Origin of the sequence: Herbaspirillum sp. 1130 (genome assembly GCF_017833835.1) — a bacterium.
GTDB classification, from domain to species: Bacteria; Pseudomonadota; Gammaproteobacteria; order Burkholderiales; family Burkholderiaceae_D; genus Herbaspirillum; species Herbaspirillum huttiense.
Genome location: NZ_JAFICQ010000001.1, coordinates 1,496,078 through 1,514,036 on the forward strand (window position 1 = coordinate 1,496,078; position 17,959 = coordinate 1,514,036).

Here is a 17,959-nt window from a genome sequence, read left to right on the forward strand (position 1 = left end):
AAGCACTCAACCGGTGAGTGCTTTCATGGTCGCCTTGACCTGCTGCACGCGGGCATTCAGGTCCGGCATGTTGGCCGTGATGCGCAGCTTGTCGGGGCCATTCAGTTTGACCTGGCGATTCTTCTGCACCAGCTCGATGATGCGCATGGCGTCGATCGGCGGGTTGGGAACGAACTGCAGCAGCGCCGCTTCCGAATGGGCATCGATCTTGATGATGCCCAGCGGCTTGGCCGCAATGCGCAGGCGGTGCGTTTCGATCAGGGCCTTGGCGGCATCGGGCAGCTTGCCGAAGCGATCGATCAGTTCTTCCTGCAAGGCGTCGATGGCGTCGGCCTTCTCGCAGTTGGCGAAGCGCTTGTAGAGCGACAGGCGCTCATGCACATCGCCGCAAAAGTCGTTGGGCAGCAATGCGGGCGCATGCAGGTTGATCTCGGTGGTGGTCGACAGCGGTGCGGCAAGGTCGGGTTCGCGTCCATCCTTCAGGGCGCGCACGGCTTCGTTCAACATGTCCGAATACATCTGGAAACCGATCTCGTGGATCTCGCCCGACTGATGGTCGCCCAGCACTTCGCCGGCACCGCGAATTTCCAGGTCATGCATGGCGAGATAGAAGCCGCTGCCCAGTTCCTCCATCTGCTGGATCGCCTCCAGCCGGCGCTGCGCCTGCTTGGACAAGCCCTGCACATCCTGCACCAGCAGGTAGGCATAAGCCTGGTGGTGCGAACGGCCGACGCGGCCGCGCAATTGGTGCAGCTGCGCCAGGCCGAACTTGTCGGCGCGATGCATGATGATGGTGTTGGCAGTCGGCACGTCAATGCCGGTCTCGATAATGGTGGTACAGAGCAGGATGTTGAAGCGCTGCGCCACGAAGTCGCGCATCACCTTCTCCAGGTCGCGTTCGTGCATCTGACCGTGCGCCACGCCGATGCGCGCTTCCGGCAAAAGCTGCTCCAGCGCGGCCTTGCGGTTGGCGATGGTTTCCACTTCGTTGTGCAGGAAGTAGACCTGGCCGCCGCGTTTCAATTCGCGCAGGCAGGCTTCGCGGATGGTCGATTCTTGTTCGGCGCGCACGAAGGTCTTGATGGCCAGGCGCTTCTGCGGCGCGGTGGCGATCACCGAGAAATCGCGCAGGCCTTCCAGCGCCATGCCCAGCGTACGCGGGATCGGCGTGGCGGTCAGCGTGAGCACATCGACCTCGGCGCGCAGCGATTTCAGGGCTTCCTTCTGGCGTACGCCGAAACGGTGTTCTTCATCGATGATGACCAGGCCCAGGCGCGAGAACTTCACTTCATCGGAGAGCAACTTGTGGGTGCCGATGACGATATCGATGGTGCCATCGCCCAGTCCCTTGATGGCTTGCGTGACTTCCTTGCCGGTGCGGAAGCGCGACAGTTCGGCGATCTTGACCGGCCAATTGGCGAAGCGGTCGGCGAAGGTGGCGGCATGCTGTTCGGCCAGCAGCGTGGTCGGGGCCAGGATGGCGACCTGCTTGCCGCCCATCACCGCCACGAAGGCGGCACGCAGGGCCACTTCGGTCTTGCCGAAGCCGACGTCGCCGCAGATGAGGCGGTCCATCGGCTTGCCGCCGGTCATGTCCTTGATGACGGCATTGATGGCGGCGGCCTGGTCGGCCGTTTCCTCAAAACCGAAACTGTCGGCGAAGGCTTCATAGTCATGTGCCGAATACTGGAAGGCATGGCCCTGGCGCAGCGCGCGGCGGGCGTACAGGTTCAGCAGTTCGGCGGCCGTATCGCGCACCTGCTGGGCGGCCTTGCGCTTGGCCTTTTCCCACTGGCCGGAGCCCAGTGCGTGCAGCGGTGCGTCTTCCGGCGAGGCGCCGGAGTAGCGCGAGATCACGTGCAGTTGCGACACCGGGACGTAGAGCTTGGTCTCCTTGGCGTATTCCAGATGCAGGAACTCGGTCTCTCCCTCACCCAGGTCCATGCTGACCAGGCCCATGTAGCGGCCGATGCCGTGGCTGCTGTGGACCACCGGGTCGCCGATCTTCAATTCCGACAGGTCGCGCACCATGTATTCCACATCGGTGGCGGCCTGCTGCTTGCGGCTGCCCACGCGGCGGCCGCTACCGGCGTACAGCTCGGTCTCGGTAATCAGCGCCAGGCCGCCGGCGGTGACGAAGCCGGCGTGCAGCGGGGCCACACCCAGCATCAGCGGCTCATTGCCGGAGAGGAAATCGTTCCAGTCATCGCACAGCGCCGGATGCAGGTCGTATTCGGCAAAGTACTGCTGCAGGGTTTCACGCCGGCCATTGCTTTCGGCACAGATCAGCACGCGCTCGGCCCCCTTGAGCAGGAAGCTGCGCAGGTTGACCAGCGGGTCTTCCGCGCGGCGGTTCACGGCGATGTTGGGCAGCGGCGCCGAGATGGCCGAAGGCGCATCATCGGTCTTGAGCACCCAGCGGGCGTGGGGTTTCAGCAGGGTGAAGAAATCTTCATCGTCCAGGTAGATGGCGCGCGGCTCCAGCACCGGGCGCTCGCGGTCGGCGTGAAGGAAGGTCCAACGCGAGCGGGTATCGCTCCAGAAGCGCTTGATGGCTTGTTCGATGTCGCCCACGGTGGCGAACATGGCATTGGCCGGCAGGTACTGGAACAGCGTGGCCGTCTCTTCGAAGAACAGCGGCAGGTAGTATTCGATGCCCGCCGAGGCGATGCCGTTGCCGATGTCCTTGTAGATGGCCGAGCGCGACGGATCACCCTCGAACACTTCACGCCAGCGATTGCGGAAGGCCAGGCGCGAGGCCTCGTCCATGGGGAATTCGCGGCCCGGCAGCAGGCGGACTTCCGGCACCGGATAGAGCGAGCGCTGGGTATCGGCGTCGAAGGTGCGGATGGTCTCGATGGTGTCGCCGAACAGATCCAGGCGATACGGCAGCACCGAGCCCATGGGGAAGATGTCGATCAGCCCGCCGCGCACCGAATATTCACCCGGCGACATGACCTGGCCCACGTGGGTGTAACCGGCCAGGGTGAGCTGGGACTTGAGCTTGCCCTCATCGAGCTTTTCGCCCTGCTTGAAGAAGAAGGTATAGGCCGCCAGGAACTGCGGCGGCGCCATGCGCAGCAAGGCTGTGGTGGCCGGCACGATCAGCAGGTCGCACTGGCCGGACTGCACTTCATAGAGCGTGGCCAGGCGTTCGGAGACCAGGTCCTGGTGCGGCGAGAAGGCGTCATAGGGCAGCGTTTCCCAGTCCGGCAGCAGGTGGCAACGCAGGCGCTCGCCTTCCTTGGACTGGAACCAGGGGATTTCAGCCAGCAGGCGCTGGGCATCGGTGGCCCCGGCCACCACCACGGCCAGCATGCGGCCTTCGGCCTTGAGGGCCAGCGCGGCTTGGGCCAGCAGATAGGCATCGGCAGAACCGTGCACGGCGGGAGGCTGGAAACGCACACCTGCTTTGGGCAGGCTTTTTTTCGGGTCAAAAGACATCAGGATCGGGAGGATCGGCTTGGTTTGGACTTGATTCGAGCAAGGCAACGGCGCAGGCCCGGCCGCGGTGGCCATGCTGGCAGCGCCGCAAAATGCCGGTCGCTTGCAAGGGATTGGCATTAGAATTCAGCCTCTCATTATAAACGAAGGCCCCATCGCAAGCCGCCGCCAGGCGGGCGTCGGGCCAGGTGCATGGCATGAACCCTTCGCAGTCCGCTTGTTCCCCGCCCCGCCACTTTGCGCTCATTCCCGCCGCAGGCGTGGGCGCGCGTATGGGCGTCCAGATCCCCAAGCAATATATGCCGCTGGCAGGCAAACCCATGCTGCTGCATGCGCTGCAGACCTTCGCGGACCACCCACGGATCGCCCATACCTTCGTGGTGGTCAGTGCCGAGGATGGCTGGATTGACTCCCTGATGACGCCAGATTTGTTGCAACGCGTGAGCATTCTGCGGGTAGGCGGGCCGACGCGCCAGGACAGCGTCTTCAATGGCCTCAACGCCATCCGTGACCGGGTGGCCGATGCCGACCGGGTACTGGTTCATGATGCCGCCCGCCCCGGTTTGGACGCGCCGCTGCTGGATCGCCTGCTGGATGCCCTGGCAGACGATGAAATCGGTGGCTTGCTGGCGGTGCCGGTCGTCGACACCTTGAAGCGCGGCGATGGCGGCGCCCCTGCCCGCTCGCAGGAGACCGTGCCGCGCGCCGGCCTGTGGGCGGCACAGACCCCGCAGATGTTTCCCTATGCCCTGCTGCAGCGCGCCTTGCATCAGGCGCAAGAACAAGGCCGCCTGGGCGAGATCACCGACGACGCCAGCGCCATCGAGATGCTGGGCTTGCGTCCGCGCCTGGTGGAGGGCAGCCCCCGCAATCTGAAGGTCACGCTGGCGCAGGACGCCGCGCTGGCTGAATTCTTCCTGAAAGGTCCGCACGCATGAACGCTTCTTCCCCCTTCCCTTTCCGCATCGGCCAGGGCTATGACTGCCACGCGCTGGTGGAAGGCCGCCCGCTGATCCTGGGCGGCGTCACCATCCCGCACAAAAAGGGCCTGCTGGGCCATTCGGATGCCGACGCCCTGCTGCACGCCATCACCGACGCGCTCTTCGGTGCAGCCGCGCTGGGTGACATCGGCCGCCATTTCCCCGATACCGATCCGCAATTCAAGGGAGCCGACTCGCGCGTGCTGCTGCGCGAAGCCGTCAAGCGCCTGGCCGCCGCCGGCTACGCCGTGGGCAACGTGGATGCCACCATCATCGCCCAGGCGCCCAAGATGGCACCGCACATCCCGTCCATGGTGGCCAACGTCGCCGCCGACCTCGGGATTTCTGAAGGGCAAGTGAATATCAAGGCCAAAACCAATGAAAAAATGGGCTTTTTGGGGCGTGAAGAAGGGATTGCGACCGAAGCGGTTGTGCTGATCCACCGGCAAAACGGCTGAAAAGCGGCGTCAGAAAGTTCCCGACAAGCGCACGTAGGACATTCACTGACACGCCGAAACCCGCACCAGACAAGGGATTGAAGCCGGTTCTGCGCACCATTTCCCGGCACTGAAAGAAATCTAAAGCACCAGAATCAGCCATTAAAACTTTTAATGGAAGTTTCGTACCGAAAATGGCTTGCATTCTCGATTTAATGAGTATAATCGTCGCGTCGTTAGGATTCGAGCTGGTAGTGCGGTTCTTCGCTGTCATTCCTCCCGAGTAACGATAAAGAGCCGGGCGCAAGCCCCAATCAATTAAATTTAGGAGTCCGTAATGGCAACTGGTACCGTCAAGTGGTTCAACGATGCAAAGGGTTTTGGTTTCATCACTCCCGATGAAGGTGGCGAAGATCTGTTCGCTCACTTCTCGGCTATTCAGTCGAATGGCTTCAAGTCCCTGAAGGAAAACCAACGCGTTTCCTTCGAAGTGACCACCGGCCCGAAGGGCAAGCAAGCTTCGAACATCGTTCCGGCTGCTTAAGCTTTCAAGCTGAAAAAAAATCCCCGACTCGTCGGGGATTTTTTTCGTCCTTCGCTTTCGTACTTTCGCAAAGTGAAGTGATGGGCATCAAAAAAATCCCCGCCCTCTTGCGAGTGGCGGGGATTTTCATTTGCGCTGAGGCGGATCTGAATCAGATTTCTTCGTACAGCGGCAGCGTCAGGAACTCGGCGAAGGTCTCGGAAGTGGACATTTCTTCAAAGATCTTGGCCGCGCGGTCGTAGGTCGGGCCATCGCCTGCCACTTGCTTCACCTTGGCCAGCTCTTCCGGAATCATCGCGCGCACCATGTCGGCGGTGACCTTGCGGCCGTCTTCCAGGTTGCCCTTGGCGCTGCGGATCCACTGCCACACCTGGGCACGGCTGATTTCGGCGGTGGCCGCATCTTCCATCAGGTTGTGGATGGGCACGCAACCGTTGCCGGCCAGCCAGGCACCCAGGTAGTGGATGCCGACGTTGATGTTGTAGCGCAGGCCGGCTTCGGTGATCGGGGTTTCGGGCTGGAAGTTCAGCAGGTCGGCCGCCTTGACCTCGACGTCCGGACGCTGTTTTTCGAACTGGTTGGGCTTGTCGCCCAGCACGGCCACGAATTCCTTCATGGAAGCTTCGACCAGGCCCGGGTGCGCCACCCAGCCGCCGTCGTAACCGTCGGTGGCGTCGCGGCGCTTGTCGTTGATGATGCCTTGCATGGCGATGGCGTTCTTTTCCGGATCGTTCTTGATCGGGATCAGCGCGCTCATGCCGCCGATGGCCGGGGCACCGCGCTTGTGGCAGGTCTTCAGCAGCAGCAGGGCGTAGGCGCGCATGAAGGGCGAAGTCATGGTGACCTTGGCGCGATCGGCCAGGCAGAAGTCCTTGTCGTTCTTGAACTTCTTGATGCAGGAGAAGATGTAGTCCCAACGGCCGGCGTTCAGGCCCGCGCTGTGCTCGCGCAGCTCGTACAGGATTTCTTCCATCTCGAAGGCGGCAGTGATGGTCTCGATCAGCACGGTGGCCTTGATGGTGCCTTGCGGCAGGCCGATTTCATTCTGGGCCATCACGAAGATGTCGTTCCACAGACGCGCTTCCAGGTGCGATTCCATCTTGGGCAGGTAGAAGTACGGACCGGCGCCGCGTGCCAGCTGCTCCTTGGCGTTGTGGAACAGGAACAGGGCGAAGTCGAAGATGCCGCCGGAAATGCGCTTGCCGTCCAGGGTGACGTGCTTTTCATCCAGGTGCCAGCCGCGCGGACGCACCACCAGGGTGGCGATCTTGTCGTTGAGCTTGTAGCTCTTGCCGTTCGATTCCAGCGAAATGGTGCGGCGGATCGCGTCGTACAGGTTGATCTGGCCGCTGATCTGGTTGTCCCACACCGGGGAGTTGGAATCCTCGAAGTCGGTCATGTAGCTGTCGGCGCCCGAGTTGAAGGCGTTGATGACCATCTTGCGTTCGACCGGGCCGGTGATTTCCACACGGCGGCACTTCAGGGCTTCGGGGATGGGGGCGATCTTCCAGTCGCCGGTGCGGATGGATTCGGTTTCCTTCAGGAAGTCGGGGCGCTCGCCGGCGTCCAGGCGCTTGACGCGCTCGGCACGGGCGGCCAGCAGCTCCTGGCGACGGCCTTCGAAGGCGCGCGAGAGCTTGGCGACCAGCGACAGGGCTTCAAAGGTCAGGACGTTCTCGTAACCCGGCTTGATCTCGCCGGAGATTTCCATGCCGGTGGGCAGCTTCAGTTGCGTCATGCTGGACTCCTCAAAAAGAAAAATGGACTGGGTGATCTTGTTTTCATGATTGTGCCTGAGACCGTGCAGCTTTTTGCATCGCATCAGACACTTTATGTACGCAGTATATTTAAACCAAATCGATATGAGTGAAAGCTTTTATCAATTTATCTTTGCGTTTTAGTCACAAGTGAGCCGATAATGGCTGCAACCCGCCGCACCAGTTCCGGCGCGGCTTTGCCGCCTGTTTTCAGGCGTTTGGAGAGTGCAGGCATGGACCAGTTCAAGCAGATTTCGACCTTTGCCGAGGTGGCCGCCCGGGGCAGCCTGTCGGCGGCCGCCCGCGCCGAGGGCATCGCCCCGGCCATGATAGGCCGGCGGCTGGATGCGCTGGAGGAGCGCCTGGGCGTGAAACTGCTGCAGCGGACCACGCGCAAGATCGTGCTGACCAACGAAGGCGCGGCCTTCCTGGAAGACTGCCAGCGTATCCTGGCCGACCTGGAAGATGCCGAATCGGCGGTGTCCGAACGCAGCGCGCGCGCCAGCGGGCAACTGCTGATCTCGGCCCCGGCCGGATTCGGCCGCCAGCACGTGGCACCGCTGGTCCCCTCCTTCCTGGCCGAGCACCGCGATGTCACCCTCACGCTCAACCTGAACGACCGCATCGCCGACGTCATCGGGGAAGGCATCGACGTCGCCATCCGCATCGCCACCCTGACCGACTCCAACCTGGTGAGCGTGAAGCTGGCCGAGAACCATCGGGTGATCGTCGCTGCGCCCTCCTACCTGCGCCGTCACGGCACGCCGGCCAGCCCTGATGAGCTGATGCGCCACAACTGCCTGGCCATGAGCAGCGAAGGTAGCCAGCGCGGCTGGACGCTCAAGCAATCCGGCAAGGTGAGCGTCTACAAGGTGGGGGGCAACATGGTCTGCAATGACGGGGAGGTGCTGCACAACTGGGCGCTGGCCGGACGCGGCCTGGCCTGGCGTTCGATGTGGGAGGTGGGTGCGGCGATCGAGGCCGGCGAACTGGTGACCGTGCTGGACAAATTCGCCGCCCCGGCCCCCTCCATCTACGCGGTGTTTGCGCAGCGTCGGCACCTGCCGCTGCGCATTCGCGCCTTCGTGGATTTTCTGCGGCACGCCTATGCGCAGCCGGACTACTGGAAGCAGCGTCTCTGATCCCTGACGGCTCACTTGTGTCCCGCGCTGCCGCCCCAGCTACTGCCTGAGGAGACTGAGTAGTCCTCTTCCTCTGCCTGAATCATTTGATGGACGAGGGCCACGCACGTGACGATGACCGCATAGATCGCGTAGCCTCGCAGCACGGATTGGGCCTGCCCTTTTTCTCCCATCGCCTTCAGCAAGCGCGCAGGCAGATACACCGCGGCCAAGGTCAGCAGGAATACCCAGGTCTGGCGCATGCTCCAGATGAAATCGCTGGCCCAGTAAAAGCTCAGGGTCATTACCAGGTAGCACACCACCGACGTATGCGCCGATCCCATCGGACTCAATTCGATGTCCTCGCTCGACGGATGTGTGGCCACACCGTGCGAGGGAACGGGTTCCTGTTGTGCGGCGGGTTCAGGCAGACTGATCAGCGCCTCCAGCGCCATCCGCTTTCCCAGATAAAGCACGGGCGTATCGCCGAGCGAATAGTCCAGCATCAGGACGCCATCGCCCGCCTCCAGATCGACCATGCGCGCGCGCTGCCGAGCAGACCGGGTCATGGCCCATTCGCCCTCGCCACCGCTGCAAGCAACATCGCGCACCGCACTGACCACCCAGCTTCGGTCGAATAACTTCACGCGCATGCGTGGCTTGAGTTGATCGAATCTCGGCAAGGCTTGCTCAAGCTCGACCCGGGAGACGATGGCGTAGCGTCCCCCGGCTTCCAGCAAGCGCCATTCCAGCGAGTCGCCCTGCATCTTCAGCCACCACTGGTTCCAGACACGCGCGCCAGTTCGCCACTGGCGTTGCCCCACGATGCTGAAGGCGCGCCCTTCGAAGCAGCCCGTTCGGCCGATCGGCAGCGGACCGGCGCCCTTTGCCAGGGCCGGCATCCTGGAGACGCCACGGGTCTTCTGATTGCGCCTGTCGACGACGGCGCGGCAGTACGCGCACACCGCCATGGTCGAGGCCAGGCTGTGGAATTCGACGAACTTCTCGCAGGACGGGCAAGTGACAGTCCACATGATTCACGCTTGGCAGAAAGAAAAGCGCGCATCTTAAGACAAAGAAAATGGTCTGACCAACGAAATTCCGGCCTTGTCGATCATCGCCGGAACCGCGCCCAGCCTGGTTTGCAGCGCGACTACTGCAACCCTGATCAATACCCGTGATATGTCAGGCGCACGTCGCCATCGGCAGCAGGCGTACCTGACGCTCGATCAGCTGGCGATGCAGCTGTTCAGGTTGCAGCCCCGCCACGATGATCTCCAGCGCCTGTTCCACCTGCAATGCGCCGCACAGGAAAATGTCGAGCGCAGCAAAGCGCGCTTCCGGCCAGGTATGAATGGAAAGGTGGGATTCGGCCAGCAACAGCACGCCGGTGACGCCCTGCTGCGGCCCGAAGTGATGAAAATGGCCCTGCAGCACGGTCGCCCCGGCATGAGCCGCCGCCTGCCGCAAGAGGGATTCGATCGCCACGGGATCGCACAGACGCGCAGCGTCGATGCCATCCAGATCGGCCAGCAGATGCTGACCACGGGCGGGGAAGGCGTTGGCGCTCACTTGTGCCCGCCTCCGCCGCCCCAGGATCCGCCCGAACTGGAGGACGACCAGCTGCTGCCGGAGGACGAGCGCGAACTGGAGAAGCTGGTCGAGCCCCAGTTGTACAGCGTCGAGATCGCGATGATGAACAAGGCGTAGAGCACGAAGAGGATCTTCATCAGAAATCATTCCCGTCGAGCTTGTAGGCCGGGGCGTAGATCAGGGTCAAGGTAATGAGGCCACTCCAGAAATGATCGTAGCCAAGGATAGGAATGCAATTCAGGATCACGAAGAGGACCGCCATCACGTGCGCCAGGGTCATGAAGGACATGCCCGGTGCAGCGCGCGCAGTCTGGGACGCGACTTCCTTGCCCAGCCAGGCCTTGAGCTGGTCGGGCGAGACCGGCTTGGCTTCGGACCAGGTGGCTTCCTCTGCCGTCACTTCCAGCGTCAAGCTCTTGCTGCCTTTGCCGTACTGGAGCACGCGCGTGACGTCGTCCACGGATACCTTCCAGTTGAAGGCACCGACCGCATAAGTGATCCGTGCCTCGAATTCGTATTGCAAGGGCAGGCGCAAGCGGCCCTGCGTGACACCGACACCATCCGCACCCGACATGTCCGGCCAGGTCTGGAGCACCGACGCGGTACTCCAGCCCTCGTCGGCTTCGACCAGCCAGAGAAAGCCGCGCCGTTCGTTGTGCAGGAGGTATTCGGTCCACTGCTCGTCATCATCAGTGCGCCGCATGGCGCCGATGACTTCGAACCTGGCACCGGCAATGGTGGCCTGCGTACCCAGTTCCAGCGTCAGCGCGGCCGCCGCGATCTTCTCTTGTGCGGCCACCACCTCGGCCTTGACGCCGGTCAGTGCGATCTGGCTGTGACAGGACTGGCACACCAGGTGTTCGGTCTGGCGCGGCAGGAAGCGAATGGCGGTGCCGCATGCGGGGCAGGTCATCGACCCCAGCTTGCCCTGATAGCGATAGCTCCCGGCGCGCACGGTATCGTCGTCGCGCAGGAATTCACATTTAAGCGATTCCAGCGTGACGCTCTTGCCCTGGTACAGCACCGGCACTTCTTCATCGGAGAAATCCAGCGTGACGAAGCGATCCGCCACATGCAGGTCCGCTACGCGCGCCTGCCATCCGTCACGCAGCCCCAGCGGCAGTTCGCCCTGGCCGCCGGTACAACGGGCGGTCCGCACATCGCCCACCACATGGGGGATGCCGCCGATCTCCACGCGGGTCAGCGGCTTGAGTTCGTCGAAACGCGGCCAGGTTTGCGTGGCGGCGGTGCGCCGGGTCACGGTATAGAGCCCTGAGGCATCCGAGAGCCACCATTCCTGCTGGCCGTCGCCGACCTGCAGGGCCCATTCGTTCCACAAGCCGCCGTCATATTGCAGCTGGATGCGTCCGACCACGGTGAACGCCTGGCCCTCGATGAATCCGCTGGTGCCGATCTGGATGGGCGAATAATCGTCGAGCACGTCGGAGACCTGCCCCAGCGTGTGGGCAGCCGAGCCGTCCTTGTAGACGGTGGTGCGGCAATAGCTGCACACCGCCATGACCGAGGCCAGCGACTTGAATTCAGTGGGTGCCCCGCAATTGGGGCAGCTTGCTGTCTGCATGAGTCAACCAGAGAAGCGCCGGCAGGCGCAGGCCCGCCTGCCGGCGGGAAGCATGTGGGGAAAATGCAGGCGCACCTTCAGCCGATCAGTTTCTTCAGGATCTCGGCTTTGGCGGCATCGTAATCGGCGGCGCTGATCAGGCCTTGATCCAGCAACTGCTTCAACTGGCCCAGCCGCTCCGCGGGTGTCGGGCCGGCGGCGGCCGCAGGAGCGGCGGCGGCGTGGCCCTGAGCGCCCGCTGCGCCAGTCCCCAGGGCATCGGCCATGACCTGCCCCATCGAGACGCCCGTGGCCAATCCAGCCCCCAGTCCTGCCAGGCCACCTTCATTGCCGGCCGCAATCGGAATTGCCTCGGCCGCCTGGACGCGCGCATAACCGGCGGCCTTGGCGGCATCCAGGCCGCCCTTCATGCCGGCCGCGATGCGCTGGTCCAGTGCCACTTGCAGGTCATCCGGCAGATTGAAGCTGGCGATATTGAACTGGTCCAAGGTCAGGCCGTATTGCGCAAAACTCAGGGCCATGGCGTCGCGCACCGTGTTGGCCATGAGCGTCTGGTTGGCCGCCAGGTCGAGGAAGGCGCTCTGCGCATTGCCCAGGGAATTGGCCAGCGTGGAGAGCAGGATGCCCTGCAGCTGGTCTTCAAAGTCTTCGCGGGTGTATACCTCGCGGGTGCCGCTGATGCGCGAGAAGAACACGCGCGGATCCGACAGGGCATACGAGTACATGCCAAAGGCACGCACGCGGATCATGTCGAAATCCTTGTCGCGGATCGTGATCGGCTGCGGCGTGCCCCACTTGCGACCGGTCTGCAGGCGGGTACTGAAGAAATAGACATCCGACTTGAAGGGCGACTCGAACAGCTTGTCCCAATTCTTCAGGTTGGTCAGCACCGGCAGGGTGCGGGTGGTGAGCGTGTAATTGCCGGGGGTGAAGATATCGGCCACCTGCCCTTCGTTGACGAAGACAGCGAGCTGCGATTCGCGCACCGTCAGGGTGGCGCCATTCTGGATTTCAAAATCCTGCATCGGATAGCGCCAGGCCAGCACGCCTTCCTGGTCCTCATTCCATTGCAGGACATCGATGAATTGCTTCTTGATGAATGATCCGAGATTCATGCGGTACTCCGGGGGGATGAAGGATGAACAACGAAGAGGTCAGGAAATGCAGGCCGCATTGATGGCCCCGATGCACAGTGAGATCGTGCCCATCAGGCCACCGAAGGCGACATTGTCGGTTTCGATATGTTCGCGTGAAATGCGCAGTCCGCGCGTGGTCACCAGATAAGCCAGCAGTTGCACCACCAGCGCACCGGCTGCCCAGGCAAAGAATTGCTGGTAATCGTTGGTATGCAAGATGGAGGAGGCGATGGTGAGCGAGAAGCCGCCCATGGCACCTCCCAGCGACATCGCCGCAGCACGGTTGCCTTGTCGGATCAACAAGACTTCATCATAAGGAGTGACCCAGGTATATACCTTGAAAAAGACCGCCAATAGAATAGCGGCCAGCAAGAGATGAAGCGCGTAGTTGAGGATGGCAGGCAAAACGATTCTCGCGTGGTGGCATCAAGACCTGCATATTAAGCCATAAAAAAATTCATGATCAACAGAATACTGGTGTTGTCGATTTTCGTGGTCGCCTCGTGCGGCCTCGCCTACGAACTGATTGCAGGCGCACTGTCGAGCTACCTGCTGGGGGACTCGGTGCTGCAGTTCTCCACCATCATCGGCTGCTATCTGTTTGCCATGGGGGTGGGCGCGCATGCCTCCAAATACGTCAAGGATGAAGACGTGCTGGCGCGCTTCGTGGACATCGAGATCATGGTGGGACTGATCGGCGGCCTCTCGGCGGCGCTGCTGTTTCTCTCCTTCTCGTGGTCGGCAGCGCCTTTTCGCATCCTGCTCTACAGCGTGGTGTTCCTGATCGGCGCACTGGTGGGCATGGAAGTGCCGCTGGTCATGCGCGCCCTCAATGCCCGCCAGACCGCCTTCCGCGAACTGGTGAGCACGGTGCTGACCTTCGACTATCTGGGTGCACTGGCCGTGTCGCTGCTGTTTCCGCTGGTACTGGCGCCGCATCTGGGCCTCACGCGCACCGGCTTCCTGTTCGGGATGAGCAATGTGGCCGTGGGCTTGTGGACCATCTACGTCTTCCGCGCCGAACTGAAGCAGGCACAGCGGCAGTTGCTGCGGGCCTGCCTGGTGCTGTTCCTGCTGGGAACCGGCTTTGCCGCCTCGGACCGGCTGGTGCAATGGGGCGAACATGGCATGTACGGCGATGAAGTCATCTATTCCACCAGCACCCCCTACCAGCGCCTGGTGATCACCCGCTGGAAGGATGATCTGCGGCTCTACATCAATGGCAATCTGCAGTTTTCTTCACGTGACGAATACCGCTATCACGAAGCCCTGGTGCATCCGGCCCTGGCCACCCTGCCCTGGGCGCGGTCAGTGCTGGTGCTGGGCGGAGGCGACGGACTGGCCCTGCGCGAAATCCTGCGCCATCCCGGTATCCGCGAGGTGACGCTGGTGGATCTCGATCCGGCGATGACGCAAGCCTTCCGGCAACGTCCGGAACTGGTGGCGCTGAACAAGGGCGCATTGTCCGATCCTCGCGTGAAGGTCATCAATGCCGATGCCGCCGTGTGGTTGCAGAACAGTACGCAGACTTTCGACCTGGCCATCGTCGACTTCCCCGATCCTTCCAGCTTTGCGCTGGGCAAGCTGTTCTCGGTGCCGTTCTACGGCGTGCTCAGGAAGCACATCTCGGCCAATGGCCTGATCGTGGTGCAGGCGACTTCGCCCTATTTCGCCCCGCATGCCTACTGGTCCATCGACGCCACGCTGCGCGAGGCGCAATGGAAGACCTATCCCTATCACCTCTACGTACCATCCTTCGGTGAATGGGGCTTCATCCTGGCCTCGCCGCAGCGAGATTACGTTCCACCCACCACCTATGCGCAGCCGATGCGCTATCTCAACGGGGCCACCACGGCCGAGATGTTCCGCTTCCCGCCCGACATGCCGCGTGTGGAGGTCGAGCCCAACCGGCTCAACAACCAGTCGCTGGTGCGCTACTTCGAGCAGGACTGGCATCAGGTGGTGCGCTGATGCAGCGGCGCAGCTTCGTCCTGGGCGCAGCCGTTGCGGCGGGCGCGGCCACGCTGGGCGCGGGCGGCGTCCTGCAGAAATGGCGGGAAGTCGATCCCGGCATTCGCACACCGGGCCGCGCGGAAGGCCACTTCCTGCGCGATCTGGCCAGGCATCCCGGCCGCCTGCCGGTCCCTTCGGAGATCATCGAGACCGACATCGCCATCCTCGGCTCGGGAGTGGCCGGCCTGACCGCAGCCTGGAAGCTGGAACGCTCGGGCCATCAGGATTTTCTCGTGATCGACGGCCCGGAAGCCGACGGTAATGCCGCCGGAGCACGCTACGGCCAGGCCGGTGAATACGCCTGCCCGACCGGGGCCCACTATCTGCCGCTGCCCTCGCAGGAATGCCTGCACGTGCGCGAAATTCTCGCCGACCTGGGCGTGATCCTGCGCGACGCCCAGGCCGAGCGCCCCTATTACGACGAACGCTATCTGCTGCACGCACCGGATGAACGGCTGCTGGTCGAGGGGCACTGGTACGAAGGCCTGCTGCCGCCCTTGCAGCCGGGCGAACAGGAAGAGCTGGATCGTTTCAATCGCAGCATGGACAGCCTGCGCGCCAGCCGCGATGCCCGGGGCCGGCGCGCGTTCATGCTGCCGTCCGCGCAGGCCTCGGACGACCCGCGCTGGCTGGCGCTGGACCGCATCACCATGCGGCAATGGCTGGAGCAGGAAGGCTATCGCTCCCCTGCCCTGCACTGGCTGGCCAACTACGGTTGCCGTGACGACTACGGCGCACGCTACGACCAGGTCTCGGCCTGGGCCGGCCTGCATTATTTCTGCAGCCGCAGCGGCCAGGCGGCCAATGCCGCCGACGGCGCCTGGCTGACCTGGCCGGGGGGCTTGCAGCCGCTGGCCGAGGGACTGGCGCGCCGCATCGGCCCGCGCCGCCGCCCCGGCACGGTGCTGCAGCTGCAAGAAACTTCGCGTGGAATCGAAGCGCTTTGCATGGTCCTGCGCGATGGCCAGGCCACCAGCTTCCTGCTGCGCGCGCGCAAGGCCGTCTGCGCCATGCCGCTGTTCGTCGCGGCGCGCATCACACCGGCCATGGCCACGCTGGGCTTCGATCCCGCGCAGCACCTGCCGGCCCGCGCGCCGTGGCTGGTGGCCAACTTCCTGCTCAAGCGCTTCCCCAAGGAAAAACCCGAGGCACCGCTGTCCTGGGATAACGTGGTCCAGCGTGAACCGGGCCTGGGATATGTCGTTTCGACCCATCAGGATATCCGCGTCCATCCGCCGCAACAGACGGTGTTCACCTCCTATGTGGCGCTGACGCATCTGGCCCCGGATCAGGCCCGGCGCTGGATGGACCAGGCCACGCCGGCCCAGTTGCTGGCACTGGCCATGGAAGACTTGCAGCAGGCATATGGCTGGCAATTCGGTGCTGCGGTGGAGCGCGTGGATATCACGCTGCGGGCACATGCGATGGCGATCCCCACGCCCGGTTTCCGCAGCAATGCGGGACTGAAAAAATTGCAGCAGGCAGACGGCAAGATCCTCTTCGCGCATGCCGACCTGTCCGGTTTTTCGCTGTTTGAAGAAGCCAGCTGGTGGGGCTATCAGGCCGCGCTCAAAGCGCTGAAGACCTGACGCTGCTGCCGTCGCTGGAATGACAAACGGCCCGCGAGGGGCCGTTTGTCATGGGTCCGCAGCCACTCAGTGCGGCAGCGTCGGGCCGGCCGGCGTGACGTCGATCTCGCGCCGCACCAGCGTCTCGCCCTCATTGATCCGGAACACGCTGACCATCTGCGCCAACCGTCCCGCCTGGTTCTGCATCGAGGCCGCTGCGGCCGCAGCCTGCTCGACCAGCGCTGCATTCTGCTGGGTTACCTGGTCCATCTGCGTGATGGCCAGGTTGATCTGCTCGATGCCACTGGTCTGCTCGGCGCTGGCGGCGCTGATCTCGGCCACGATGTCGGTCACGTGGCGCACGCTGCTGACCACTTCCTGCATGGTGACGCCGGCCTGCTCGACCAGGCGGCTGCCGTCGCCGACCTTCTCCACTGAATCGTTGATCAGTTCCTTGATCTCCTTGGCCGCCGAGGCCGAACGCTGGGCCAGCGAGCGCACTTCGGAAGCCACCACCGCAAAGCCGCGTCCCTGTTCCCCGGCGCGCGCCGCTTCCACGGCAGCGTTGAGTGCCAGGATATTGGTCTGGAAGGCGATGCCGTCGATCACGCTGATGATGTCCACGATCTTGCGCGAGGAGGCATTGATGGCCCCCATGGTATCGACCACCTGACTGACCACGCCGCCGCCCTGCTCGGCCACGCTGGAGGCCGATTGCGCCAGCTGGCTGGCCTGGCGCGCATTGTCGGCGTTCTGGCGCACGGTGGAAATCAGTTCTTCCATGGCAGAGGCGGTTTCTTCCAGCGAACTGGCCTGCTGTTCGGTGCGCCCGGACAGGTCGAGGTTGCCGGCCGCGATCTCGGCCGAGGCCGTGCTGATGGTATCGGTGCCGGTGCGCACATTGGCGACGATGCCGCGCAGGCTGTCATTCATGTCCTTGAGCGATTGAAGCAGCTGGCCGGTCTCGTCGCGCGAGGTCACCTGCACCTGGGTCGCCAGGTCGCCCTCGGCCACCTTGCGCGACACCACCACCGCCGTCTGCAGCGGCTTGGTGATGCCCAGCGTCAGGGTGCGCGCCAGCACGATGCCCAGCAACAGGATCAGGCCCTCCAGCACCACGATCAGGATCCGGCTCTGGGCAGCGATGTTGTCGATTTCCTTGGCGGTATCGTCGATATCCTTGCGCTGGATGTCGACCATCTCGCGCATCAGTTTCTGATAGGTCGCGGCGGCGGGCACGAAGACGGTGTCCAGCAGGCGCATGGCCTCTTCCACGTTGCCTGCCGCCTTCAGTTTGACGATCTGGTCACGCGACGACAGGTACACCTTGCGCTGCTCGCCGATCTTCTGGAACAGCGCCTTTTCTTCGGGGGTAACCAGCAAGCCCTCGACTTGCTTCTGGTACTCCGAGGAACTCTTGGTGGAGGCCGCCGCTTCCTCCGCGAAATACGCTGCCAGCGACGGATCACTGCTCTTGGCGATGGCCAGGGTGCGGCGAATGCCGGCGGTCAGGTTGGTATACCAGTCGCCCATGAGGCGTTCGGTCTTGAGCGGATCGTTCATCATCTCGCGCGTGGCCGCCGACACCTGCTCCAGCCGCCACAGGCTGATACCCGCCACGATGGCGGAAAACGCGAGGATCACGGCAAAGCCCAAGGTCAGGCGCTTGCCGATATTCATGTTGCCAAGGATATTCATGTCTTTTCCGTCCCTAGCGAAGCCTCCGGGCGAGGACTTCGCAATGTCATCTTGATTATTGTTGTCACCACGGCAGTCCCCGACTG

The 17,959-nt window shown here is 63.2% G+C and carries 15 protein-coding genes; 6 read left to right on the forward strand and 9 right to left on the reverse strand.

Going from position 1 to position 17,959, the window contains the following annotated elements; translation table 11 throughout:
* Window positions 1-6: 6 nt before the first annotated feature.
* Window positions 7-3,444 (reverse strand): transcription-repair coupling factor, encoded by a 3,438-nt coding sequence (gene mfd / locus JOD78_RS06515; RefSeq protein WP_121042326.1) that lies wholly within the window; start codon window positions 3,442-3,444, stop codon window positions 7-9.
* 197 nt (window positions 3,445-3,641) lie between these two features.
* On the opposite strand from mfd, the gene ispD reads away from it, so the two are divergent.
* The 3 genes from ispD to JOD78_RS06530 all read left to right on the forward strand — a co-directional run bounded on the left by ispD (window position 3,642) and on the right by JOD78_RS06530 (window position 5,405).
* Window positions 3,642-4,382, forward strand: coding sequence for a 2-C-methyl-D-erythritol 4-phosphate cytidylyltransferase (gene ispD / locus JOD78_RS06520; protein ID WP_209566897.1), 741 nt, complete (start codon window positions 3,642-3,644; stop codon window positions 4,380-4,382).
* On the forward strand, window positions 4,379-4,882 hold the full coding sequence (ispF, locus tag JOD78_RS06525) for a 2-C-methyl-D-erythritol 2,4-cyclodiphosphate synthase (protein WP_209566898.1): 504 nt from the start codon (window positions 4,379-4,381) through the stop codon (window positions 4,880-4,882). Before ispD ends, ispF begins: the two co-directional genes overlap by 4 nt.
* A 316-nt stretch (window positions 4,883-5,198) precedes the next feature.
* Window positions 5,199-5,405 carry a cold-shock protein gene (locus JOD78_RS06530; RefSeq protein ID WP_006464465.1) on the forward strand — a complete coding sequence of 69 codons (207 nt, stop codon included), beginning with the start codon at window positions 5,199-5,201 and terminating at the stop codon, window positions 5,403-5,405.
* 151 nt (window positions 5,406-5,556) lie between these two features.
* On the opposite strand, the gene aceB is transcribed toward JOD78_RS06530, so the two are convergent.
* Window positions 5,557-7,143, reverse strand: a complete 1,587-nt coding sequence (gene aceB, locus JOD78_RS06535; protein ID WP_204726666.1) for a malate synthase A — start codon at window positions 7,141-7,143, stop codon at window positions 5,557-5,559.
* A 252-nt stretch (window positions 7,144-7,395) separates the two neighbouring features.
* On the opposite strand from aceB, the gene JOD78_RS06540 reads away from it, so the two are divergent.
* Entirely contained in the window at window positions 7,396-8,304 is a 909-nt protein-coding gene (locus JOD78_RS06540) for a LysR family transcriptional regulator (protein ID WP_209566900.1), read from the forward strand.
* A gap of 11 nt (window positions 8,305-8,315) precedes the next feature.
* Here JOD78_RS06540 and JOD78_RS06545 read toward each other — a convergent pair whose 3' ends face one another.
* The 6 genes from JOD78_RS06545 to JOD78_RS06570 form a co-directional block, all read right to left on the reverse strand.
* A complete protein-coding gene (locus JOD78_RS06545; RefSeq protein ID WP_245201988.1) occupies window positions 8,316-9,317 on the reverse strand; it encodes a hypothetical protein in 1,002 nt (333 codons plus the stop codon).
* Between the two features lie 151 nt (window positions 9,318-9,468).
* Entirely contained in the window at window positions 9,469-9,855 is a 387-nt protein-coding gene (speD, locus tag JOD78_RS06550; RefSeq protein ID WP_121041987.1) for an adenosylmethionine decarboxylase, read from the reverse strand.
* Window positions 9,852-10,013 (reverse strand): hypothetical protein, encoded by a 162-nt coding sequence (locus JOD78_RS06555; RefSeq protein WP_157845714.1) that lies wholly within the window; start codon window positions 10,011-10,013, stop codon window positions 9,852-9,854. The genes speD and JOD78_RS06555 overlap by 4 nt, the downstream gene beginning before the upstream one ends.
* Window positions 10,013-11,458, reverse strand: coding sequence for a DUF4178 domain-containing protein (locus JOD78_RS06560; RefSeq protein ID WP_209566902.1), 1,446 nt, complete (start codon window positions 11,456-11,458; stop codon window positions 10,013-10,015). Before JOD78_RS06560 ends, JOD78_RS06555 begins: the two co-directional genes overlap by 1 nt.
* Window positions 11,459-11,535: 77 nt before the next feature.
* On the reverse strand, window positions 11,536-12,573 hold the full coding sequence (locus JOD78_RS06565) for an SPFH domain-containing protein (RefSeq protein ID WP_204726669.1): 1,038 nt from the start codon (window positions 12,571-12,573) through the stop codon (window positions 11,536-11,538).
* Window positions 12,574-12,612: 39 nt separating this feature from the next.
* Complete coding sequence (locus tag JOD78_RS06570) at window positions 12,613-12,999, reverse strand: DUF350 domain-containing protein (protein WP_039785084.1); 387 nt, start codon at window positions 12,997-12,999, stop codon at window positions 12,613-12,615.
* A gap of 54 nt (window positions 13,000-13,053) precedes the next feature.
* Here JOD78_RS06570 and JOD78_RS06575 point away from each other — a divergent pair, with 54 nt between their 5' ends.
* Both JOD78_RS06575 and JOD78_RS06580 read left to right on the forward strand, forming a co-directional pair.
* On the forward strand, window positions 13,054-14,565 hold the full coding sequence (locus JOD78_RS06575) for a polyamine aminopropyltransferase (protein ID WP_209566904.1): 1,512 nt from the start codon (window positions 13,054-13,056) through the stop codon (window positions 14,563-14,565).
* Window positions 14,565-16,196 (forward strand): NAD(P)/FAD-dependent oxidoreductase, encoded by a 1,632-nt coding sequence (locus JOD78_RS06580; protein WP_209566906.1) that lies wholly within the window; start codon window positions 14,565-14,567, stop codon window positions 16,194-16,196. The genes JOD78_RS06575 and JOD78_RS06580 overlap by 1 nt, the downstream gene beginning before the upstream one ends.
* Before the next feature lie 66 nt (window positions 16,197-16,262).
* Here JOD78_RS06580 and JOD78_RS06585 read toward each other — a convergent pair whose 3' ends face one another.
* On the reverse strand, window positions 16,263-17,873 hold the full coding sequence (locus JOD78_RS06585; protein WP_204726672.1) for a methyl-accepting chemotaxis protein: 1,611 nt from the start codon (window positions 17,871-17,873) through the stop codon (window positions 16,263-16,265).
* Window positions 17,874-17,959: the final 86 nt, after the last annotated feature.